Annotated in this window: 22 protein-coding genes; 8 read left to right on the top strand and 14 right to left on the bottom strand. The window is 71.6% G+C overall.

The features are described from left to right. Positions 1-7: 7 nt before the first annotated feature. Complete coding sequence (locus ACQF4J_RS06760; RefSeq protein ID WP_427165092.1) at positions 8-1738, top strand: hypothetical protein; 1731 nt, start codon at positions 8-10, stop codon at positions 1736-1738. Between the two features lie 79 nt (positions 1739-1817). On the opposite strand, the gene ACQF4J_RS06765 is transcribed toward ACQF4J_RS06760, so the two are convergent. The 5 genes from ACQF4J_RS06765 to ACQF4J_RS06785 are packed head-to-tail and all read right to left on the bottom strand — an operon-like array spanning position 1818 to position 6207. Next, a complete protein-coding gene (locus ACQF4J_RS06765) occupies positions 1818-3065 on the bottom strand; it encodes a cytochrome P450 (protein WP_351580665.1) in 1248 nt (415 codons plus the stop codon). Then, positions 3062-3670, bottom strand: a complete 609-nt coding sequence (locus ACQF4J_RS06770; RefSeq protein WP_351580668.1) for a GTP-binding protein — start codon at positions 3668-3670, stop codon at positions 3062-3064. Before ACQF4J_RS06770 ends, ACQF4J_RS06765 begins: the two co-directional genes overlap by 4 nt. Further along, positions 3651-4022 (bottom strand): DUF742 domain-containing protein, encoded by a 372-nt coding sequence (locus ACQF4J_RS06775; protein WP_058921397.1) that lies wholly within the window; start codon positions 4020-4022, stop codon positions 3651-3653. The genes ACQF4J_RS06770 and ACQF4J_RS06775 overlap by 20 nt, the downstream gene beginning before the upstream one ends. Then, the gene (locus ACQF4J_RS06780) at positions 4019-4429 is read right to left on the bottom strand and encodes a roadblock/LC7 domain-containing protein (RefSeq protein ID WP_030043913.1); all 411 of its coding nucleotides are present in this window, start codon (positions 4427-4429) and stop codon (positions 4019-4021) included. Before ACQF4J_RS06780 ends, ACQF4J_RS06775 begins: the two co-directional genes overlap by 4 nt. Positions 4430-4434: 5 nt before the next feature. After that, entirely contained in the window at positions 4435-6207 is a 1773-nt protein-coding gene (locus ACQF4J_RS06785) for an ATP-binding protein (protein WP_351580672.1), read from the bottom strand. Between the two features lie 287 nt (positions 6208-6494). Here ACQF4J_RS06785 and ACQF4J_RS06790 point away from each other — a divergent pair, with 287 nt between their 5' ends. Together ACQF4J_RS06790 and ACQF4J_RS06795 are read left to right on the top strand one after the other, a co-directional pair. Then, positions 6495-6857 carry a DUF1304 domain-containing protein gene (locus ACQF4J_RS06790; RefSeq protein WP_351580675.1) on the top strand — a complete coding sequence of 121 codons (363 nt, stop codon included), beginning with the start codon at positions 6495-6497 and terminating at the stop codon, positions 6855-6857. Continuing rightward, complete coding sequence (locus tag ACQF4J_RS06795) at positions 6854-7417, top strand: TetR/AcrR family transcriptional regulator (RefSeq protein ID WP_351580678.1); 564 nt, start codon at positions 6854-6856, stop codon at positions 7415-7417. Before ACQF4J_RS06790 ends, ACQF4J_RS06795 begins: the two co-directional genes overlap by 4 nt. A 7-nt stretch (positions 7418-7424) precedes the next feature. On the opposite strand, the gene ACQF4J_RS06800 is transcribed toward ACQF4J_RS06795, so the two are convergent. After that, positions 7425-8288 carry a hypothetical protein gene (locus ACQF4J_RS06800; protein ID WP_351805708.1) on the bottom strand — a complete coding sequence of 288 codons (864 nt, stop codon included), beginning with the start codon at positions 8286-8288 and terminating at the stop codon, positions 7425-7427. A 66-nt stretch (positions 8289-8354) separates the two neighbouring features. Beyond that, complete coding sequence (locus tag ACQF4J_RS06805; RefSeq protein WP_351580684.1) at positions 8355-9314, bottom strand: GlxA family transcriptional regulator; 960 nt, start codon at positions 9312-9314, stop codon at positions 8355-8357. Between the two features lie 71 nt (positions 9315-9385). On the opposite strand from ACQF4J_RS06805, the gene ACQF4J_RS06810 reads away from it, so the two are divergent. Continuing rightward, entirely contained in the window at positions 9386-10336 is a 951-nt protein-coding gene (locus ACQF4J_RS06810; RefSeq protein ID WP_351805706.1) for an NADP-dependent oxidoreductase, read from the top strand. 1 nt (position 10337) lies between these two features. Here the strand turns inward: ACQF4J_RS06810 and ACQF4J_RS06815 are convergent, their stop codons facing one another. Next, positions 10338-11444 carry an NAD(P)-dependent alcohol dehydrogenase gene (locus ACQF4J_RS06815; protein WP_427165098.1) on the bottom strand — a complete coding sequence of 369 codons (1107 nt, stop codon included), beginning with the start codon at positions 11442-11444 and terminating at the stop codon, positions 10338-10340. A 40-nt stretch (positions 11445-11484) separates the two neighbouring features. Beyond that, on the bottom strand, positions 11485-12939 hold the full coding sequence (locus ACQF4J_RS06820; protein ID WP_427165100.1) for an aldehyde dehydrogenase family protein: 1455 nt from the start codon (positions 12937-12939) through the stop codon (positions 11485-11487). Between the two features lie 103 nt (positions 12940-13042). On the opposite strand from ACQF4J_RS06820, the gene ACQF4J_RS06825 reads away from it, so the two are divergent. Both ACQF4J_RS06825 and ACQF4J_RS06830 read left to right on the top strand, forming a co-directional pair. Continuing rightward, positions 13043-13480: a MarR family winged helix-turn-helix transcriptional regulator gene (locus ACQF4J_RS06825; protein WP_351805702.1), complete on the top strand. Its 438-nt coding sequence runs from the start codon at positions 13043-13045 to the stop codon at positions 13478-13480. 205 nt (positions 13481-13685) lie between these two features. Beyond that, entirely contained in the window at positions 13686-14066 is a 381-nt protein-coding gene (locus ACQF4J_RS06830) for an anti-sigma factor antagonist (protein ID WP_351580699.1), read from the top strand. A gap of 15 nt (positions 14067-14081) precedes the next feature. On the opposite strand, the gene tuf is transcribed toward ACQF4J_RS06830, so the two are convergent. Both tuf and ACQF4J_RS06840 read right to left on the bottom strand, forming a co-directional pair. Continuing rightward, entirely contained in the window at positions 14082-15275 is a 1194-nt protein-coding gene (gene tuf, locus ACQF4J_RS06835) for an elongation factor Tu (protein ID WP_351580702.1), read from the bottom strand. A 56-nt stretch (positions 15276-15331) separates the two neighbouring features. Beyond that, positions 15332-16285 (bottom strand): ribose-phosphate diphosphokinase, encoded by a 954-nt coding sequence (locus tag ACQF4J_RS06840; RefSeq protein ID WP_351580705.1) that lies wholly within the window; start codon positions 16283-16285, stop codon positions 15332-15334. 194 nt (positions 16286-16479) lie between these two features. Between ACQF4J_RS06840 and otr(A) the strand changes: the two genes are divergently transcribed. Next, positions 16480-18339, top strand: coding sequence for a tetracycline resistance ribosomal protection protein Otr(A) (gene otr(A), locus ACQF4J_RS06845; RefSeq protein WP_351580708.1), 1860 nt, complete (start codon positions 16480-16482; stop codon positions 18337-18339). Between the two features lie 10 nt (positions 18340-18349). Here the strand turns inward: otr(A) and ACQF4J_RS06850 are convergent, their stop codons facing one another. Then, positions 18350-19540: a cytochrome P450 gene (locus ACQF4J_RS06850; RefSeq protein WP_351580711.1), complete on the bottom strand. Its 1191-nt coding sequence runs from the start codon at positions 19538-19540 to the stop codon at positions 18350-18352. 145 nt (positions 19541-19685) lie between these two features. Here ACQF4J_RS06850 and ACQF4J_RS06855 point away from each other — a divergent pair, with 145 nt between their 5' ends. Then, entirely contained in the window at positions 19686-20348 is a 663-nt protein-coding gene (locus ACQF4J_RS06855) for a DUF4230 domain-containing protein (protein WP_351580714.1), read from the top strand. On the opposite strand, the gene ACQF4J_RS06860 is transcribed toward ACQF4J_RS06855, so the two are convergent. Together ACQF4J_RS06860 and ACQF4J_RS06865 are read right to left on the bottom strand one after the other, a co-directional pair. Continuing rightward, complete coding sequence (locus ACQF4J_RS06860) at positions 20349-22121, bottom strand: complex I subunit 5 family protein (protein WP_351805696.1); 1773 nt, start codon at positions 22119-22121, stop codon at positions 20349-20351. Then, the gene (locus tag ACQF4J_RS06865; RefSeq protein WP_427168575.1) at positions 22121-22468 is read right to left on the bottom strand and encodes a sodium:proton antiporter; all 348 of its coding nucleotides are present in this window, start codon (positions 22466-22468) and stop codon (positions 22121-22123) included. Before ACQF4J_RS06865 ends, ACQF4J_RS06860 begins: the two co-directional genes overlap by 1 nt. Between the last annotated feature and the right edge of the window lie 3 nt (positions 22469-22471).

The raw sequence follows: 22471 nt of genomic DNA on the forward strand, positions 1-22471 counted from the left end.
GACCTGTGTGAAATCCCGAGTCGTAGGTGCCGTTCCGGAGGCGTCCACCGACACCTCGCTCCCGGCGCAGCCGAACGCCCCGCTCGAGCCCACGGAGGCCGGGGACGCCCTGGCCCGCCTCTTCCTGACCCGCATCAACGACAGTACGGAGCAGTACCGGAGGTATCAGGACGCCGCTCGGCAGCGGCTCGAGGCCCTCGGGTCCCCCCACCCCAGTACCACTCTGCGTGTGGAAGGAGCCCTCCATCTGGCGCGGCCCGCGTTCCTCCCGCCCGATGAGGAGGGCCTCGCCCGCCTGAGGCACCTCGACACCAGCCTGCGCCTGATAGAGGCGGCCTTCCCCCAGGTCGCCACGGACATCGAGGTCTGCAGACTGACCTGCACCATGCTGGAAGGCGCCTGGCGGAGCCGGGCCCTCGACCCGCCGCGCGAGGAGGAGCAGGCGACCGCCTGCGGCTGCCCGCTGTGCCGCCGGCTGCCCACGCCCCCCGCCCGGACGCTGGACGACTACCGCTGGCGGCAGAGCGCCGGCCGTCCGCTCACCGTCAAGACCTGGCCGAACCGTCCCGAACTCGACAGCGTCCTGACCGGTGGATGGTCCTGGACCCGGCAGATGAACGACCTCGAACGGGACCTCGGCCACCGCCACCGCTTCGAGGACGACATCCTCGTCTTCCACGAGTACAAGCGCGTGATCGAGACCATCGACACCACGCGCCTCACCCACCACGTCGAAGACCGGCTGGCCGAGGATTTCAGCACCAACAGCGCACGGGCCCTGGTCTCCGGACTCTTCGCGGCCCACAAGCGATCGGTCGACGAGTACTGGCTCCAGCGGCACGACGCGGGCAACGTCACCCTCCCGCAGACCAACCCGCTCAGCCAGAGCACCTACTCGGCCCTGCAGATGCTGGACTGCCTGTTCTGGCACGTCTCCCCCGACACCGAGCTCTGGCAGGAGGAACATCTCGCCTCCCTGCTGCTGTGCCGCGTCATCGACGACATGGCCGACGTACGCGCCGACGCCCTCACCGGCGAGATAAGCAACTTCTGGCTCGCCGACATGCCCACCCACACCAAGGCCCTCTACGCAGCCTGCGCCATAGCCCTCGTGAAGTACGGCTGCACGCCCGAGGCCCATCCCCCGATGTGGAACACCTGGCTGATGACCACCACCATCGTCTGGATGGGGCTCACCGGACGCCACGCGCTGTGGTTCGACGGCATCACCCAGGGCCTCCCCCCGGCCGAGGGCTGCCCGCTGTGCGACCTGCAGCCCAACCCGTGCAGCGGCATCCTCACCCACGGCACCACCCTCACCGTCGCCCCGCGGCCCACCGTACCGGCGCTGAGCGCCCGGACCGCCGAGCTGTCCGCACGCTGCCGGGCCCAACACCCCGACACCTGGCCCCTGTTCGACGCCGAGCTCCATGCCTTCGAGGCGCTGCACGGTCAGTGGTACGGCGACATAGACAGCACCTGGGAGATCCTGCGGCGCACCTACATCGCCGCTGTGGAGGCATCCGCCGCGGCGGCGTCACCGGACCGCGCCCGCGAGGTCCAGCAGGACGCCGGCGTCGTCGGATCCGAGCTGTTCCACACCCTGCACGACCCTGGGACCGGCAGGGAGGACACCACACTGCTCGCGTACATGTTCGGCTGCGCGCACCCGCATTTCCTGTGGAACGCCACGGGGCACCGTCCCGCGGACGTCGCGGGCGACTGGCTCGACGGCTGACACCCGCGCGTGTGCGAACCGTCCCGAAAGACGGCGCTGCCCGGCCGGGGGGACCGGCCGGGCAGCGGTGGTGTCGGTGTCAGACGGAGAACTCGACCGGCAGGCTGTCGAGCCGGGACTCCCAGGTGGAGGCGGTCGAGGAGAGCTCCTCCGACGGCACGGCCAGCCGCAGGTCCGGAAGCCGGTGCAGCAGCACGTCCACGCCGATCTCGATGATGGACTGCCCGATGTTCTGTCCCGGGCACTCGTGCGGTCCGGCGCTGAACGCCAGGTGGGACTGGTTGCCCTGCACGGTGACGGCCGCGTCGGGCCGTACCTCCGGGTCGAGGTTGCCGGCGGCCAGGCCCAGGACGAGCAGTTCTCCCTCCTGGATGTGATGGCCGCCGAGCTCCAGGTCGGCCGCCGCGAACCGGCCCGGCAGCACGGCCAGCGGCGGGGTGTCCCACATGACCTCCTCCACCACGGAGGAGATGTTCAGCTGCCCGCTGACCAGACCGGACAGCCGGGCGGTGTCGGTGAGGATCAGTTGCAGGACCCGGGCCAGCAGGTTGCTGGTGGTGGTGTGGGCGGCGATCAGCACCAGGCGCAGATGGCTGACGACCTCGTCGTGGTCGAGGCCGGCCGGGTGCTCCAGCAGTGCCGTGGTGAAGTCGGAGCCCGGCTCGGCCCGCTTGCGCTCGGCGCATTCCGACAGGATCTGGATGATCCGGCCGTTGTGCTCCAGGGCGTCCTCGCCGCCCTTGAAGACCTGGGCGCAGGACTCGATCAGGCGCAGCCCGTCCGCCGCGGGAAGGCCCAGGATGCGGGTGAGCACGAGCATCGGCAGGAGCTCGGCGTAGTCGGCCACCAGGTCGGCGCGCCCGGCGTCGGCGAACGCGTCGATCTGCTTGTTCGCGAAGTGCGTGGCGTGTCGCCGCACGCCCCGGCTGGACGCCGCGAGCAGCCCGTCGGTCACCGCGCCGCGCAGCCGGCGGTGCGGTTCGCCGTCCTGGGAGACGCAGTCGGGCCGCCAGCCGACCATCGGGATCAGCGGATGCGTCTCGGAGACACGCCCCTCCCGCCAGTCCCGCCAGATCCGCGCGTCCCGGCTGAACTGCCGCGGGTTGTCCAGCACCCGCCGGTTGTCGCGGTAGCCGAGGACCAGCCAGGCGGGGACGTCGCCCTCCAGCAGCACCGGCGCCACGGACCCGTGCTCCTTGCGCAGCCGCTCGTAGATGCCGTACGGATCGGTCGACGCCTCCGGCCCGAACAGCCGGGTGAGGTCGGCCCCGTGCGCGACCGGGCACCCGCTCGGCGTGTCGGGATCGTTTAAGGGCTGCGCGTTCATCGGGACTCCAGTGCGACGGCGGAGCGGTCCTTCAGGTGGTGGATCAGCGCGACGAGCACGTCACGGCTGGAGGCCCGGTCGCGGGCGTCGCAGGCCACGACCGGGATGTGATCGGGGATGTCGAGCGCGTCCCGGATCTCCTCGACCGGGTAGTCCTTGGAGTCGGGGAAGACGTTCAGGGCGACGACGAAGGGCACGTTCTGCCGCTCCATCTCCTCGATGGCCCGGAAACTGGAGGCCAGGCGCCGGGTGTCGACCAGGACGACCGCTCCGAGCGCGCCCTTGAACAGCCCGTTCCACAGGAACCAGAACCGCTCCTGTCCGGGCGTGCCGAACAGGTACAGCATCAGGCTGTCGTTGAGGCTGATCTTGCCGAAGTCCAGGCTGACGGTGGTCTCCGTCTTGTCGGCGACGCCGATGAGGTGGTCGACGTCGGCACTGGCCTGGGTGAGCGTCTCCTCGGTGGTCAGCGGCTTGATGTCGCTGACCGAGCGGACCATGGTGGTCTTCCCCGTGCCGAAGCCGCCGGCGATCATCACCTTCACCGAGCGGGTGGTGCCCCCGGCGGCCGGGCGCCCGGGGTGGTCAAAGCCGTTCAAGTCCACTGAGTACCTCCTCAAGGAGCGCGAGGTCGGGCCCGCGACCGGCGTCGTGCGCCGGGATGGGGTCACGGGCTTCGACGCGGCCTGCCTCGAGCAGATCCGCCAACAGCACCGCGAGAATGTTGAAGGGCAATCCGAGGTGGGCGCCGAGTTCGGCCACCGACAGCGGATCGCGGCAGCGCCGGAGGATGTCCTCGTGCTCGTGCTGCATGCCCGGTACGGGGGCGGTCACCGAGACGATGAGGGTCGCCACGTCGAGACTCGACGCCGAACCGCCCGGTCCGCTGCGCCCACGGGTGAGGACGTAGTAACGCTCGAGACCGGACGGATTCGTGGGCCGGCGGGGAGCACTCATCCAGAGTGCTCCTCCAGCCGCGGAGTGGTGCCGAGGAGCTCACCCATCCTGCGGGCCAGATCCCTCATCTGGTGTCCGAGCAGCCCCTGGTCGAGGCCTTCCCGGGCAAGGACACCCAGATACGTCTCCACACCCGCGCGTACGACGAAAAGATGGCCACCGTCGACCTCGATCATCGCCAGCCGCAGCTGCCCCGCGTACTTGGGGAACTGCTCGGCGACCGGCTGGGCCAGGGCCTGCAGTCCGGCGACCACGGCGGCGAACCGGTCCACGTCGTCCGGGTCCTCGGCGCCGAAGGAGGTGATGGCCTTGCCGTCACTGGAGGCCACGAGGGCGAAGCGGATCTCCGGGATGGACTCCACGAGATCGCGGAGCGCCCAGCTCACGTCGGTTCCCTGTTGCGTCATGTGGACTAGTCGCTCTCTTCAGTGCGGTGCTCGTTGGACTCACGGCCGTCAGGCGTGATGTCCCCCTCGGCTGACTCCCCGGTGGGCTCCTCGGCGGACGTGCGGCCGGCGGTTGCGAAGGCGGCCAGGCCCGCGAACGAGGCGTCCGGCGGGACGGCGTGGACCGCGTTCTCCCCGGTCCGCCCGGCACGGTCGGCCGGCTCGTGCCGTACCGTCTCGTGCCGTTTGCTGCGGCGTCGTGGCAGTCCGCCGGGCGTGGTGTCCACGGAGTCACCGGCCTCGGTCACGGTCTCGGCGGCGGCCGGGACGGCCACCGTGAGGGCGGGCGAGGACGGGGCGGCAGGGGCCGCCTCGGTCGCCTGCGCCTGCGGGGCCGCGGGAACCTGGGCGGTGACCGGGGTCGTGGCGGGCAGCGGGCTGAAGTACTTGTGCGGGACCACTACGACCACCGAGGTGCCGAGCCAGGGCGAGTCCGCGAAGGTGACGCGGATGCCGTAGCGACGGGCGAGGGCCCCGACGACCCGCAGACCGATGTTGGCGTCCTCGGAGATACCGCCGATGCCGGGTCCGGCCGCGGTGCCGGCCAGTGCCTCCTCGGCCTCCCGCTTCTTCTCCTCGCTCAGGCCCTTGCCGGAGTCCTGGATCTCGATCCCGACGCCGTTGGGGACCTCCTTGCCGGAGACGATGACCGGCTCGGTGGGCGGTGAGTAGCGGGCCGCGTTGTCCAGCAGCTGCGCGAAGACCAGGGTGAGGTGGTCCACCAGGCCGCCGTCCACGCCGAGTTCGGGCAGATGCCGTACCTCGACGCGGTGGAAGTCCTTGATCCGGCCGATGCCGCCGCGCACCACGCTCAGCAGTCGCTGCGGTTCCTGCCACTGGCGTCCGGGGCGGTCCGAGCCGCCCAGTACGCCGATGCTCGCGGCGAGCGAGTCGGCGGGGCCGAGCTGCTGGTCGAGCTCCATCAGGCCGCGGGCCACCGCGGGCAGCCGGCCGTGTTCGCCCTGCATCTCGTGCAGCCGGCCACGCAGCTTGCTCGTGAGCACGTGGATGCGGTTGCCGATGCTGATCACGGCCTGCTCGGCGGAGGTCGAGCGGTTGAACTCCTCCTCCACACCGATCAGCGCGGTGCGCAGCACCTTGCGCAGTTCGGCCTGCAGGTCGGAGCTGACCTTGGCGCACTGGTTGCCGGCGGGCAGCAGGTCCTCGATCGCCTCACCGGCGCGCAGCTGCTTCAGCGCCTCGGGCAACTGCTCGTCGGCGAGCCGCGCGACGGCGGCGTGCTGGTGGGCCAGCTGCTCCTGCCAGGCCTCGTTCTGCTCCGCGAGCCGGGCCTCGTAGGACTCGACCTGCTCGGCGAGCCGCGCCTCGAAGGCACGGGTCTGTTCGGCGAGCCGGGCCTCGTACGCCGAGCTCTGCTCGGCGAGTTGGGCCTCGTAGCCGCTGGACTGCTCGTTGAGCTGGGCCTCCAGGGAGGCGCGCTCGGCGGTGAACTTCCGCTCCAGCACCGACACATGCTGCTGCCACTGCTGCGAGTGCTCCGCCTGCGTCGTGCGGAAGGAGTTCTCGGAGCGGCTGAGCTGGGCCCGGGTGCGGACCAGCAGCCGTACGCAGACGGCGCTCGCGGCGGTCGCCGCGGCACCCGCGACGCCGGCGGCTATTCGCTCGGAGCTCATGAACGTGGCGGCAACCGTCCCGCCTCCTAAGGCCAGCGGCATCAACCACCAGCTGTACCAGGCGACAGGGGCCCGCGCCGCCGGCGGCGGAGTGGCGAGTTCCATCTGCATCCTTCGTAGCGACACGAACGAACAAGGGGGGTGTACAAGGGGGTTCCGCACTCATGGGTGCGCACCACGAAATGAACGGACGTAATCCGTCAACTCGCAGTGCCGAACGGGAGCTTATCGGGTTTGAACCCGAAAGGATCAACCTCGAACACCCGGTGGAAGTGAGGGTTCCATCACTCTCCGCCAGGAAGTACGCCCCCGTCGCCCGGCTACACCACCTCTGCACTTCATGGACAGGTGTCCAGCTATAGTGGACACCTGTCCACGAAAGGAAGGTCGCCATGGCGACGCTCGCTGATGTCCTGGTCGCTCTGGTGGCCGCCCTGCACGCCTACATCCTGGTACTGGAGATGTTCCTGTGGCAGAAGAAGCCCGGGAAGGCGCTGCACGGCTTCGACCCGGAGATGGCCAGGGCGACCGCCCCGATGGCCGCCAACCAGGGCCTGTACAACGGGTTTCTCGCGGCCGGCCTGGTCTGGGGCCTGATCGCGGCCGACCCGACCGGCTACCGTGCCCAGGTGTTCTTCCTCTCCTGTGTCGTGGTCGCCGGCGTCTACGGCGCCGTCACCGCCAACCGCCGCATCCTCTTCGCGCAGGCTCTGCCCGGCGCCCTCGCCCTGGCCGCCGTCCTGATCGCGCAGTGACCCGTCCCGCGCCCGAGGACCCGAGGGCCGCGCGCACCAGGACACGGCTGCGCGAGGCGCTGCTCGCGGAGTGCGCCGAGCGGCCGCTGGCCGAGGTCGGTGTGGCGGCCCTGGTGCGGCGGGCCGGGGTCGGGCGGGCCACGTTCTATGTCCACTACGACGGCCTGGAGGCGCTGGCGGTCGACGCGTGCGCGGACGTCGTACGGGAGGCCGTCGAGGCGCTGCACTCCTGGACGGGCAGGCCCGATCCGGTGCACGCGCCGCCCGCGCTGGCGGAGTTCTTCGCCTCACTCGCCCCGCACGCCGGCCTGTACCGCGAGCTGCTGACCCCGGGGGGCGGCGGCCCGCTCGGCCGGGTGCTGCACCGGGATCTGCGCGCCTACAGCCTCCGTGAACGCGAGCGCGCGGGCGCGGCGGACGCCCCGCTGGTGGCCTCGGCGGTGGCCGCCACCTTCGCCGGCGTGCTGGCCGACTGGCTGCACGGCCTGCTGGACGGTGACGCCGCCCGGATCGCCGACGAGGTCTGGCAGTTGCTGGTCGCCCTGCACGCCAGCCGCTGACCCGCGCTCACTTGCAGCCGTAGCCGTCCTTCACCCGCGCCCAGGCCTCCACGCCGTGGGAGGTACGGACGTAGGCCCTCGACGGGTCGCCGGTGAGCCACAACTCCCGTTCGTGGTACCGGTATCCGGTGTCGTGGGCGTCGGCCGGCATCCGCACGTCACCGTCGTACGGGACGGTGAGCATGCCGTCGGGGAGCACGCCGTCCGGGTCACGGGCGTACGTCCTGCCGCCGGACCCGCGCCCGCCCTCGCCCAGCGACAGGAAGTGCGCCTTCTGCCAGTCGCAGTGCTCGGGCCCGGCACCACCGCTCACCTTGGCGACCGGCACCCGCCTGCCGTCCCGGTCGGTCCAGATCTCGTACGGCTGTGTGTCGGTGAAGCTCGCCGGGAGTTCCGCCGGGTCGCAGGAGGCGCTGGTCTCCGGCCCCCAACCGGGCCTGTTCTTCTGGTCCTTGGCGACCACGACCGCCACCTTGGTCCGGCCGCCGACGTCGAAGGAGTACAGCACGCGGTCCGCCTCCCTGCGCTCGACGCGGTAGCCGTAGTGCGGGACGTCGGGCTGCTCGAAGTCGAAGTAGGCCTTGAGGCCCTCTTCCGGCGTACTGCCTCCGTCGCCCTTGCTCCAAGGGTCGCTGCCCGCGCCGGAGTAGATCTCCCCGTCGCACTCCAGCGCCCGGCCGGCGGCCCCCGACGCGAGGCGTGCGGCCCGGGCGCCGTCCTCGTCGACGTGCTTCACGGGCACGTGCAGCGGCCCGCCGTACGGTACGGCCGGCGGGGTGCCGGTGACGACCAGGGCCCGTCCCTTGTCGGCACCGCATGCCACCACCGCCGACGCCACCAGCACCGTCGTCGCCACCAGTCCCGCGCGCATCCCCACCCCTGTTCCCCTCGCCGTCCTCCGCTCCTGCGACGCGGACGCGGCACGAAACGTTCGGGCCTACCCGGCCGCCGTGCGGAACGTGCGGCGGTACGTCTGCGGCGAGACGCCGATCGCGGCGTGCAGGTGCTGCCGCAGGGAGGCGCCCGTGGCGAAGCCGACGTGGCCGGCGATCTGGTCGACGGACAGGTCGCTGGACTCCAGCAGGTGCCGGGCCCTGGCGACGCGCTGCTGGACTATCCAGCGGCCGGGGCTCATGCCGACCTCCTCGTTGAAGCGGCGCGCGAAGGTACGCAGGCTCATCCGGGCGTGGCCGGCGAGGTCGGACAGGGTGAGGGATTCGTCGAGGCGTTCCAGCGCCCACGCGCGCGTGGCGGCCGTTCCGGCGGCGCCGTTCTCCGGAACGGGCTGCTCGATGTACTGGGCCTGGCCGCCGTCCCTGAAGGGCGGCACCACGCAGCGGCGGGCCACGGAGTTCGCGAGCTCGCTTCCGTGGTCCGTGCGGACGATGTGCAGGCAGACGTCGACGCCGGAGGCGGCGCCGGCCGAGGTGAGGATGCGGCCGTCGGCGACGAACAGGACGTCCGGGTCGAGGTCGACCCGCGGGTAGCGGCGCCGGAAGGCGTCGGTGACCTGCCAGTGCGTGGTGGCCTTCCGGCCGTCGAGGAGCCCGGCCGCGGCGAGCACGAAGGCGGCCGTGCAGATGGAGACGATCCGGGCGTCGGGACGGATGCGGGCGAGCGCGTCGGAGACTTCCGCGGGCAGTTCGGCGGGGATGCGCGAGGGCGTCATGGAGGCGACGACCACCGTGTCGGCCGTGGCCAGGATCTCGGGTCCGTGCTCGACGCCGATGGTGAAGTCCGCGCAGGAGCGCACCGGTCGGCCGTCGACGCTGCACGTCAGCACCTCGTACCGGCCGTCGGCCGCGCCGAAGATCCGGCTGGGGATGCCGAGCTCGAAGGGATACACACCGTCCAGGGCCAGTACGACGACCCGTTCCACCCGCTGTTCACCACGCATGGCACGATCTTATCGAAGGTTGGCAATCGTGCCATTTCCCGGGGCGGCGGAGCCCGGCAGGCTGGTTCACCATGAGCACTGTGAAGACGATGCGAGCCATCAGCCAGGACGTCCTCGGCGGTCCCGAGGTACTGAAGGAAGTAGAGCTGCCGCGGCCCGAGCCCCGCACGAACGAGGTGCTGGTGCGCGTGCGCGCGGCCGGCGTCAACCCGACCGACTGGAAGCACCGCGCGACCGGCGGCTTCCTGGGCGAGCCGCCCTTCGTCCTGGGCTGGGACGTCTCGGGCGTGGTCGAGGCGGTCGGGATCGGCGTGGCCCGCTTCAAGCCCGGCGACGAGGTCTTCGGCATGCTGTCCTACCCGTTCGGTCACGGCTCGCACGCCGAGTACGTCACCGGCCCGGCGCGCTGGTTCGCGCACAAGCCGGCCTCGATCGACCACACGCAGGCGGGTGCGCTGCCGCTGGTCTCGCTGACCGCCTGGCAGGCGCTGGCGGAGTACGCGGACGTGCGGCCGGGGCAGCGGGTGCTGATCCACGCGGCGGCCGGCGGGGTCGGGCATGTGGCCGTGCAGATCGCCAAGGCGCGCGGCGCGTACGTGATCGGCACGGCGAGCGCGGCCAAGCACGACTTCCTGCGGGACATCGGGGCCGACGAGGCGGTCGACTACCGGGAGACGGACTTCGCCGAGGCGGTGAAGGACGTGGACGTCGTCCTGGACACGATCGGCGGCGACACCTCGACCCGCTCACTGCGAGTGCTGCGTCCGGGGGGCATCGTGGTGTCGATCCTGCCCGTGGGCTCGAATGACTTCCACGAGGAGGCCGAGCGCCTCGGCGTCCGGTCGCTGCGGATGCTCGTGGACGCCTCGCACAGCGGTATGACGGCGATCGCGGAGCTGGTGGAGGCGGGGAAGCTGCGCCCGACGATCGCCGGCACCTTCCCGCTGGCCGATGCCGCCGAGGCCCATCGGCTCGGCGACACCGGCCGGACCACGGGGAAGCTGGTCCTGACGGTCGGCTGAGTCAGAACGTCAGCACGGGCTTGATCGCCTTGCCCGCGCGCATGTCCCGCACCGCCTGGTCGATGTCCGCGAACGGATAGGTGCTGATCAGGCGGTGCAGCGGGAGCCGGCCGTCCTTCACGAGCCGGACCAGGGACGGGATGAAGGACTGGGTCTCGGCGTCGCCGAGGGTGAGGCCGACGACGCGCTTGCCGCCGAGCAGCCCGTTGACGTCCAGGGCGACCTCGGTGCCGAAGGGCGGAGCGCCGACGACGACCAGGGTGCCGCGGGCGGCGAGGGCGTCGACGCCCTGGCGCAGAACGCCGACGTTGCCCGTGGTCTCCACGACTCCGTCCGCGCCCTGGCCCGCGGTGATCCCGGCGAGCGCCTCGCCGAGCTCCTCCTCCCCGGCGTTCACGGTGTGGGTGGCTCCCAACTCCCGTGCCAACAGCAGGCGTTCGGCGACCCGGTCGACGGCGATGACGGTGGTGGCGGGCGTCAGGGCGGCCGCCATGACCGCGGACAGCCCGACGGCTCCGGCGCCGAGGACGACGACCGTGCTGCCGGTGGCCGGCTTCAGCACGTTCCAGACGGCGCCGACCCCGGTCTGCACACCGCAGCCCAGCGGGGCGATCGACTCCAGCGGCACGTCCGGGTCGACCTTGACGAGGCTGCGCTCGTCCACCAGCGCGCGCTCGGCGAAGGAGGACTGTCCGAAGAAGTGGCCGCCGAGGGGCTCCCCGTCGCGGCTGATGGTGCCACTGCCGTCGGCGCGGCGGCCGCCGATCAGGTTCAGCGGCAGCCAGGTGGCGCAGTAGGCGGGATGGCCGCCGTCGCAGTTGCGGCACTCGCCGCACGAGGTGAACGACAGCACGACATGGTCGCCGGGCGCGACGCCGGTGACCGCCGGGCCGACGGCCTCGACGACGCCCGCGCCCTCGTGCCCCAGCACGCCGGGCAGCGGGAAGGGCAGGCCGCCGCTCGCCACACCGAGGTCGGTGTGGCACAGGCCGGTGGCCACCATGCGGACCACGGCCTCGTGCGGTCCGGGCTCGTCGAGCTCGACGTCGGCGAGCGTGAAGGGTGCCCCGCCGGACTCGACGACCGCGGCGCGGGTGGTGATGGACATCGTACGAACTCCTCTGTGGTTCGGGCGTGTTCAGCCGGGATCAGTCGAGCGAGACGACGACGGACTTGACCTTGGTGTAGGCGGCGAGGGCCTCGGGTCCGTACTCGCGTCCGAAACCGGAGTCCTTGACGCCGCCGAAGGGCACCGCGGGGTCGAGCATGGCCCAGTCGTTGATCCACACGATGCCCGCCTGGAGCCGGTCGGCGATGCGGTGGGCGCGGGCGAGGTTGGCGGTCTGGACGCCCGAAGCGAGGCCGTACGGCGTGGAGTTGGCGAGTTGAACGGCCTCGTCCTCGGTGTCGAAGGGCTGCACGGTCAGGACGGGGCCGAAGATCTCCTCCTGCACGACCCGGGAGTCGTTCGACAGATCGGCGATCACGGTGGGCCTGTAGTAGTAGCCGCCGTCGAGGTCGAGCCGCTCGCCGCCGGCCACGATGCGGCCGCCCTCCTTGCGGGCCAGGTCGACGTACTCCTCGACCTTCTTCAGGTGCTTCTCCCCCGCCATGGGGCCGACGACGGTCCCGGGGTCGCGCGGGTCGCCGACCGGCACGCCGGGGACGGCCTCGGCCAGGATGCCGAGGAGGGTCGAGTAGACCGGGCGGGCCACCAGCAGGCGCGGGCCGCCCATGCAGAACTGGCCGGTGTTGAAGACGAACGCCTTGATGATCGCGCCGACCGCCTTCTCCAGGTCGGCGTCCTCGAAGACGATGTGGGCCGCGTTGCCGCCGAGTTCCATGGTGACGGGCTTGAGGGCCTCGCCGGCCACGCCCGCCACATGGCGGCCGACGGCGGTGGAACCGGTGAAGGCGACCTTGTCGATGCCGCGGTGGCGCAGCAGGGCCTCGCCGGCCACCGGTCCGGTGCCGGTGACGACGTTGACCACGCCGTCGGGGACGCCGGCCTTCTGGAAGAGGCGGGCCATGTACAGGGCGCTGAGCGGGGTCTCGTCGGCCGGCTTGTGCACCACGGTGTTGCCGGCCGCGAGGGCGGGGCCGATCTTCGAACCGGCCAGGATCAGCGGGAAGTTGAACGGCGTGATCGCGGCGACCACACCGAGCGGTTCGCGCTTGGTGTACGCGAGGGCGTTCATGGGGGTGTCGCGGACCGCGCCGTCGAGGGAGTGGGCGAGGGCGGCGAAGTGCTCGTAGTCGTTGGCGGCGTTGGTCACGTCCACGGCGTGGCAGAGCGAGATGGGCTTGCCGACGTCCAGGCTCTCCAGACGGGCGATGTCGTCGGCGTTCTCGCGGATCAGCTCGGCCACCCGGTGCAGGATCCGGCCGCGCTCGCGGCCGCTCAGCCCCGACCAGGCGCCGCCGTCGTAGGCCTCCCGGGCGGCCCGGACCGCCGCGTCCACGTCGGCGGCGCCCGCCTCCGCGACGGTGGTGAGGACCGCGCCCCGGGACGGGTCGACCACCTCGGTGCGCGCTCCGTCGGCGGCATCGCGCCACTGTCCCCCGACGAACAGCCGTCCGGGTTCGATCTCGAAGGTGGTCATCGCCACTCCTCAGCCTCTTCGCCAAGATTTCAACAAACAGGAATCCTGTTGGTTCGCAGTTTCATTACGGACAGGTTTCCTGTCAATGCTCTACGCTGAACCCATGTCCGATTCCCAGGCTACGAAGACATCGCCGTCCCTGCTCTACATGGTCAAGCAGGTGGAGCTCGTGGTGCGCTCACACCTGGACGAGCTGGTCAAGCCTGCGGGCATCACCGCACTGCAGTACACCGCGCTCACCGTGCTGGAGCGCCACGACGGACTGTCGGCCGCCCAGCTCGCCCGCGACTCGTTCGTCACCGCGCAGTCCATCGCCGACCTCGTACGGTCCCTGGAGAACCGGGGGCTGGTGCGCCGGGAGCGCAATCCGCGCAACCGCAGGGAGCTGCTGATCCTGCTCACCGACGCGGGCCGGCGACTGCTCGAACAGCACGCGGAGCCGGTCCGGGAGCTGGAGGAGCGCATGGTCCGCGATCTCACGGCCCACCAGACCGAGCAGTTGCGCCAGTCCCTGTCCAAGGCCTGGCACGCGCTGTCGTAGCCGTTCACCGCAATTCGAAGACATATGTCAATCGAACATGCTCAAATTCACTCCATCGAGGGTAACTTGCAGGGCGGGGAACGCTTTTGTGCTCACTCGGTACCCAGGGGACGGGCCGACGCTCGTAGGCTCACGGAACGTTGTCACCCCGGCCCCCGGTGACCTGCAAACCCACAGCGTCGGAGCAGGTGGAGGCGATGTCGTCGTGGAGCAGCAACCGGCGCCGCTGACCCGGCATCTGCGGGTCCGACAGGACCGCGGACACACGGTGCTGGAGTTCCGCGGCGAGATCGACATCGCCGCCGCCGTCGAGATCGGTCCGTACCTGGACCGGTTGACGGCGCGTCAGGACGTCCGGCTGGTCATCGATCTGCGGCCCGTGGACTTCTTCGACTGCTCCGGGCTGCGCCTGCTGTACCGGGCCCGCACCCGGATCCTCGACCAGGACGGCGAGTTGCGGCTGGTGTGCACGCATCCTCTGACGCTGCGCATCATGCGGGTCACGGGACTGGCGAAACTGCTGCCCCCGCATGCGACCGTGGACGCGGCCCTGGGTCAGCCCGAGGCCACGTCCGGGTCGTGGTGAGCGCCGTCGGAGCCACTACTTGAGGATCTTGGTGACCTGGCCGGCGCCGACCGTGCGGCCGCCCTCACGGATGGCGAACTTCAGGCCCTCCTCCATCGCGATGGGCTGGATCAGCTGGACGTGCATGCCGGTGTTGTCACCCGGCATGACCATCTCGGTGCCCTTGGGCAGGGTCACCACGCCGGTGACGTCGGTCGTGCGGAAGTAGAACTGGGGCCGGTAGTTCTCGAAGAACGGCGTGTGCCGGCCGCCCTCGTCCTTGGACAGGATGTACGCCTGCCCCTCGAACTCCGTGTGCGGGGTGACCGTCCCGGGCTTGATGACGACCTGCCCGCGCTCCACCTCCTCCCGCTTGACGCCGCGCAGGAGCAGGCCGACGTTCTCCCCGGCCCGGCCCTCGTCGAGCAGCTTGCGGAACATCTCGATGCCGGTGACGGTCGTCCTCGTCTTCTGCTCGTGGATGCCGATGATCTCGACCTCGTTGTTGACGTGCAGCACCCCGCGCTCGATCCGGCCGGTGACGACGGTGCCGCGGCCGGTGATGGTGAAGACGTCCTCGATCGGCATGAGGAACGGCTTGTCCACGTCCCGCTGCGGTTCCGGGACCGCCTCGTCGACGGCGTCGAGCAGGTCGATCACGGACTGGGTCCACTGCGGGTCGCCGTCGAGGGCCCTGAGCGCGGACACCCTGACGACGGGCACGTCGTCGCCGGGGAACTCGTACTCGGTCAGCAGCTCACGGACCTCCAGCTCCACCAGTTCCAGGATCTCCTCGTCGTCCACCATGTCGGTCTTGTTCAGGGCGACGACGATGTACGGCACACCCACCTGCCGGGCCAGCAGCACATGCTCCTTGGTCTGCGGCATCGGCCCGTCCGTCGCGGCCACGACCAGGATCGCGCCGTCCATCTGGGCCGCGCCGGTGATCATGTTCTTGATGTAGTCGGCGTGTCCGGGGCAGTCGACGTGCGCGTAGTGCCGGCGCTCGGTCTGGTACTCCACATGGGCGATCGAGATCGTGATGCCGCGCTGCCGCTCCTCGGGCGCCTTGTCGATCTGGTCGAACGGCGTGAACGGGTTCAGGTCGGGAAACCTGTCGTGCAACACCTTGGTGATCGCCGCCGTGAGCGTGGTCTTCCCGTGGTCGATGTGACCGATGGTCCCGATGTTCACGTGCGGCTTGGTCCGCTCGAACTTCGCCTTCGCCACTGCAACCCCTCCTGAGCATCCCTGGTGATGCCGAGCGTTGCTCCACTACCTCATGTCTATTCGCTCCGGGGCGCGTCGAACAGGGCGCTGACGGACTCCCCGTTGTGAATGCGGCGCACGGCCTCGGCGAGCGCCGGGGCGACGGTGAGGATCCGCAGCTTCTCGGTGCGCTCCTCCTCCGGGACCGGCACGGTGTTGGTGCACACGATCTCCAGTACGTCGGGCTGCTCACCGATGCGTTTGAGCGCCCCGGCGGCGAACAGCCCGTGCGTACAGGCCACCCGGATCGAGCGGGGCTCCAACTCTCTGAGACGCTCCAGGAGTTCGAGGACCGTGCTGCCCTTGGCGATCTCGTCGTCCAGGACGATGACGTCCCGGCCGGCGACCTCGCCGATGACCGAGCTGATGGAGACCCGGTCGTCGGCGAAGCGCTGCTTGGCGCCGGCGGCCACCTGGGCGCCGATCATCCGCGCGAACGCGGCCGCCTCCTTGGCGTTGCCGAGGTCCGGTGAGACGACGGTGGTGCGGGACAGGTCGTGCCGGCGGAAGTGGGCGGCGAGCTCGCGCCGGGCGTGCAGGTGGTCGACCGGGACCGAGAAGAAGCCGTGGACCTGCGGCGAGTGCAGGGTCATGGTCAGGACACGGCTCGCGCCCGCCGCGACCATCAGGTCGGCGACCAGCCGTCCGCCGAGCGAGATGCGGGGCGCGTCCTTCTTGTCGGAGCGGGCGTAGGAGTAGTGCGGCATGACGACGGTGATCCGGGCGGCCGAGGCCCCGCGCGCCGCGTCGCACATCAGCAGCAGCTCCACCAGGTTCTCCTGGACCGGCTTCACCAGCGGCTGGATCAGGAAGACGTCCCTCTCCCGGCAGTTGGCCTGCAGCTGCACCTCGAGGCAGTCGTTGGCGAACCTGCTGACGCGGGTCGGGCTGAGCGGCACACCGAGATGGGCGCAGACCTCGGCGGCCAGATCGGGGTGGGCGCTGCCGCTGAACACGGAGATGTCTCGCACGATCCGCTCCTCGCATGATCACGTACGGTCCTTCATGCTACTGACGCCGGAAAATCCGGTTGCGCCGCACGCGAGCCCGCACGCCATGATGTGACCGTCCGAGTCCCCTCACGTCAGGACCCCTCGCATGCGCCGACTCCTCGAAATCACCCAGCGCCCCCACCGGCCCACGGTCTTCGAGGAAACGACCCCGCATGCACACCCTGAACATCGGCATTCTCGCCCACGTCGACGCAGGTAAGACCAGCCTCACCGAGCGGCTGCTGTTCGACCACGGGGCGATCGACCGGCTCGGCAGTGTCGACGCCGGCGACACCCGTACGGACGACGGCCGGATCGAGCGGCAGCGCGGCATCACCATCCGCTCCGCCGTCGCCGCCCTCACCGTCGGGGACACCCAGATCAACCTCATCGACACCCCCGGCCACTCCGACTTCATCGCCGAGGTCGAGCGCGCCCTGGAGGTCCTCGACGGCGCGGTGCTGCTGCTGTCCGCCGTGGAGGGCGTGCAGGCGCAGACCCGGGTGCTGATGCGGACCCTGCGGCGGCTGCGGCTGCCCACCCTGGTCTTCGTCAACAAGATCGACCGGGCGGGCGCCCGCTCCACGGACCTGCTCGCCGACATCCGCCTCAGGCTGACGCCGTACGCCGCCGCGCTCACCGACGTGTCGGGCCTCGGCACCCCCGGCGCCCGGGTGACGCGGCGCCCGCCCGGGGACGGCCGGCTGGCGGAGGCGCTCGCCGAGGTCGACGCGGACGTGCTCGCCGGGCTGGTGGACGGCCCCGAGCCCACCCCGGACGATCTGCGCGGGGCGCTCGCGGCCCGCACCGCCGACGGCTCCTTCCATCCCGTCTTCTTCGGCTCGGCCCTCGGCGGACAGGGCGTGGCCGAGCTCGTCGACGGCCTGGTCCGGCTGGTCCCGCCCGCCCCGGCGCGGGGCGGCGCACCCCGCGGCACGGTGTTCGCCGTACGACCCGGACCGGGCGGTGAGCGGACGGCCTACCTGCGGTTGTACGACGGTGAGGTCTCCCCGCGCCAGCGGCTGACGTTCCGGCGGCGCGAGGCCGACGGGCACACCACCGAGGTCTCCGGCCGGGCGAACGGCCTGGTCGTGATCGGCCGGGACGGCCCGCTCACCGCCGGGAACATCGCGGCGGTCACCGGCATCGGCGGCATCCGCGTCGGCGACCGGCTCGGCGATCCCCCGTCCGAGGGCGCACAGCGGTTCGCCCCGCCGACACTGCAGACCCTGGTGCGCGCCCGCCGCCCCGAGCAGGCGGCGCCCCTGCGCGCGGCCCTCCTGACCCTCGCCGACCAGGACCCGCTGCTGCACGCCCGGCCCGCGGCCGCCGGCGCCACCGCGCTGCTGCTGTACGGCGAGGTGCAGATGGAGGTGCTCGCGGCCACGCTCGCGCAGGACTTCGGCATCGAGGCCGACTTCGAACCGGGCCGCGTCCGGTTCCTGGAGCGGCCCCGGGCCGTGGGCGAGGCGGCCGCCGAGATGCCGTGGCACCTCGGCAGCCGTGTATGGGCCACGGTCGGGCTGCGCGTGGAGCCGGGACCGCGGGGGCTAGGCAACGTGTTCGCGTACGACACGGAACTCGGCGCCCTGCCCCGGGCCTTCCACCAGGCCGTCGAGGACTCCGTGCACGCGAGCATGCTCGGCGGGCTGTCCGGCGCGCCGGTGACGGACTGCCGGGTGACGCTGATCCGGTCCGGCTTCAGCTCGGTCATGAGCACGGCCGGCGACTTCCGCACCCTCACGCCGGTCGTGCTGCGCCGCGCCCTGGAGAGCGCGGGGACCAGGCTGTACGAGCCCTACCACGCCTTCGAGACGGAGGTCCCGCTCGACGCCCTCGCGCCGGTCACCGCACAACTCGCCCAGTCCGGCGCGGAGTTCACCGGAACGTCGGGCGGGAGCACCTCCTGGGTGATCACCGGTGAGGTGCCGGCCCGCCGGGTGCGCGAGGTCGAGCTGCGGCTGCCGGGTCTCACCCACGGCGAGGGAGTGTGGTGGTCACGGCCGTCGGGTGATCGCGAACTGCGCCCGTAGCGGGGGGAGTTCACCACGACACCGGCAGTCTGCGCGGACTGCGCGTCAGCTGGCCCTCCCGCCACTCGATCGTCTCCGGCGTGAACTCGGCGCGCAGGCCGGGGAGCCGGGAGGCCAGCCGGTGCAGGGCGAGGCCGAGTTCCAGCCGGGCGAGCCAGGCGCCGAGGCAGTGGTGGGGTCCGGCACCGAAGATCAGGGTCGGTGAGGTCAGGGGGGTGAAGGGGTCCGGCGGGCCGGGCGGGAACACGTCGGGGTCGCGGACGGCGGCATTGGTCTGCACGGCGACCACCGCGCCCGCCGGGATGGCCACCCCGCCGACCTCGACGTCCTCGACGGCGCGGCGGATCAGTCCCGGCAGCACCCGGCCCTCGCTCAGCGGGACGGCGCGCAGCAGCTGTTCCGCCGCGCCCGCCGCCGTCTCCTCGTCGGCGGCGAGCCCGGACCAGACGTCTTGGGCGTCGGTGAGCAGGTAGACGACGATGTTGCCGAGCGCCGTCATGGTCGTCTCGTGGCCGGCCACCACCAGCCCGCACACCAGGCGCACCAACTGCCGCTCGTCGATGTCGAGGCTGTCGCCCGCCGCCACCAGGCCGCTGACCAGGTCGTCGCCGGGCGACTTACGCCGTTCGGCGACCAGGTCGGCGCCGAAGGCCGTGAACTCGGTCAGTGCCGCGGACACCTCCTCGCGGGTGTGGGCGCCGCCGGAGAGCGCGTGGTCGGCCCAGTGGCGGATGCGCTGGCGGTCGAGGTGGTCCAGGCCCATCAGCCGGCAGATCACCGAGACGGGCAGCGGGCGCGTGAAGCCCTCGACGATGTCGGCGGGCGGCCGGCGTGCGGTGAAGTCGTCGAGGAGGGCGTCGACGGCCTGGGCCACCCAGGGCCGCCAGCGGGCGATCGCCCGGGGCGTGAACGCCCGCTGCACGGTGCCGCGCAGCCTGCGGTGCGCCTCCCCGTCCATGTTGAGCAGGCCGTTCGGGTCGTCCAGCAGGTTCGGTACGACAAGCAGCGGGGGCGCGTCCTCGGCGTACAGCGACCTTCTGTCGAAACGCGGGTCCATCAGCACATGACGTACGTCGGCGTACCGCGTGACAAGCCACACCGGGGTTCCGGTGGCGAGGGCGGCCGGGCGCGGCGGCCCCGCTTCGGGGAGGTCGATGCGGTGCATGGGACACAAGGGGCGGGAAGTGCTGTCTGTGGTCATCCGGGGCTCCCGGCGTGCCGGTACGGACAGTTCTCCCACGCTAATGCGCCCCGGCTGCCTCGACCAAGGGTGCCAATCGGCCAACGAGACGGTCTGGCCGGGCATTTGGCGGGCATCCGTGTCAGTGGAAAGGAGGGCCGTCGCCATGACGACTCCCATCAGGCGCGTGTCCAGGCGCATGCCCGGCTGGGCGAAGGCGGTGAGCGCCGTCGTGCTGGTGCTCGTGGTGTTCTTCGCCGGTATCCGGCTGGCCGTGCTGCCGGGCCTCAAGGACCTGTTCGGCACCGAGACGCACGACCGCACGGGCCCCACACTGCTCCAGTCCATCCAGGACATGAGCCGTTACGACGCCGCCTCCGGCAACTTCCAGGTCGTCGTCGACCTGGAGAAGGACACCAAGTACCTGCCCGACGCCATCCGCGGCACCCGCGTCCTCTACGTGGGCGCGGGCACCGTCGACGCCTATGTCGACCTGGGCAAGGTCGGCAAGGACGACGTGACGGTCAACGGCGACCGCACGTCCGCCACCCTCCGGCTGCCGCACGCGGCGCTGGGCAAGCCCGCCCTCGACCCGGACCGCTCCTACGCGGTCTCCAAGCAGCGCGGTCTGCTGGACCGGCTGGGCGACCTCTTCTCGGACAACCCCAACAGCGAGCAGGCCGTGCAGAAGGCCGCGGTCAAGCACATCGGCGACGCCGCCAAGGACAGCGGACTGACCAAGCGCGCCGAGAGCAACACCACCGACATGCTCGAGGGGCTGCTGCACTCGCTCGGCTTCAAGGAGGTGAACGTCTCGTACCAGAGCTGATCAGCCGCCCAGCACCCCGGGCAGGGCCAGCGCGCCGAGCAGGGCGGCGCCGACCAGCATCCAGGCCACGTAGTCCCCGACGTGCCCGGACTGCAGGCGCCGCAGCCGCGAGGCGCGGTAGGCACCGGCGAGCAGCTTCGGCCGGGCCACGGCGAGGGCCGCGAGCCCTCCGGCCAGCGCGGTCGAGGCCAGTGCGAGGAAGACTCCGGCCGGCGTCCAATGCGGAGCCGAGACCACGGCTCCGCCGGCGCCGGCCTCGTTGACGCCGTGCGCGACCACGCCGGCGAAGCCGGGAGCCACGCCGACGGCGAGGGAGGCGGCGAGCAGCACCGCGGGAACCGTCGTCATGGTGTCGGGGACGCGGCCGAGCCGGCTCCGGGTCTCGGGCTGCTCGCCGGAGCCGGTCGTCTCGTACTCGGTGTCCTCCTCGGGCCGGGGCCCGAGGCCCAGGAAGACCCGCGCGGTGACGCGCAGCACCACCGCGCCGGTCACCGCGCTCACCACCACGTACACGACGGTGAGCGGGCCGCCCACGGCCTCCTCGGCGACGGCCTTGCCGAGGCCCGTTCCGAAGGGCGGCAGCCCGGCGAGGGCGAGGCCGCCCAGGCCGTAGAGGACGGCCACGCCGCGCAGCCGCCGGGCGCGGCCGTGCAGGGCGTACTCGTCGACGCTGCCGAACCGGTCGAGGAGGATGCCGGTGCAGGCGAACAGGGCGGCCTTCACCCCGGCGTGGCCGAGGACGTACAGCGCGACCCCGTCGTCGCCCTCCGGCGTCAGCACCCCGAGGCCGATCAGGAACAGCCCGGTGTGGGCGACCGTCGAGAAGGCCAGCTGCCGTTTGATGTGCCGCTGGAACCAGCACATCACGGCACCGATCAGCGCCGTCAGGGTGCCGAGCACCAGCAGCACCCGTTCCGCGTCGGCCGCCGGGACGCCGCCCGGGCCGGAGAAGACGGTGCCGTACACGCGCCAGACGCCGTACGTGCCGAGCTCGACCATGACGCCGGACAGCAGCATGCACACGGGCGTCGGCGCGACGGCGTGCGCGTCGGGCAGCCAGAAGTGGAAGGGCGCGGCGGCGGCCTTGACCAGCAGACCGGTCAGGACGAGGACGAAACCGGCGAGGGTGAGCGCGTCGGGCCCCCCGTGGACGGCGGCACTGTCCAGGCCGCGCCCGATCTGGGTGAGGGCCAGTTCTCCGGTGCGGGCGTACAGCAGCCCGATGCCCATCAGCATGGCGTAGGCGCCGAGCGAGGTGACGACGCCGAAGGTGAGGGCGCCCTGCACGGCCTTGGCCTCCTCGACGCGGGTGCCGGTCAGGGCGTAGGCGACGACGCTCATCAGCTCGAACCAGACGAACATGTCGAACAGGTCGCCGGCGATCGCGAAGCCGCACATGCCGCCCTGGAAGAGCAGCAACAGGGCGGGGAAGGAGCCCGCGTGACGGCGGGGCGGTTCGTCGAAGTAGTGCCAGGAGTACGCCATCGCCGCCAGGGTCAGCAGCGAGGCCAGCGCGGCCATGCCGAGGCCCGGCCCGTCCCCGACGAGGACGATGCCGACGCTGTGGCCGTTCACCGGCTGCCAGCCGCCGACCCATTCGGTCATCGGCGGCGAGGAGTCGAGCAGCAGCACCAGCGCGAGTCCTGCGGTACCGGCGCAGACGGCGCAGGCCACGGACTCGGCGACGGCCCGGGGCAGCCGGCGCCCCACGGCGACCAGGACGGCCGCGCCGAGCAGGGGGACGGCGACGAGGAGGGGCAGCAGATCGTTCATCAGCCGCGCAGCTCGGAGAGCTCATCGGGGTCGACCGTGTCGTGGCGCTTGGCGATCTGCACGACGAGCGCGAGCAGCAGGGCGGTGACGGTGGCGCCGACGACGACGTCCGTGAGGGTGAGCGCCTGGACGACGGGGTCGACGACCGGCCGGGAGCCGGGCTTGATGTCGGAGAAGACGGGTGCGGTGGCCTTGTCGCGGTAGCCCACCGCCAGCAGCAGGACGTAGGTGGCGGCCTGGCAGACGGACAGGCAGCCGACGGCGTGGATGAGGTTGCGGCTGGCGGCCAGGCCGTAGCAGCCGACCAGGAACACCCAGGCGGCCACCAGGTAGGGCAGTACGTCCATCAC

It is taken from the genome of Streptomyces sp. C1-1 (assembly GCF_050214755.1).
GTDB lineage: Bacteria > Actinomycetota > Actinomycetes > Streptomycetales > Streptomycetaceae > Streptomyces.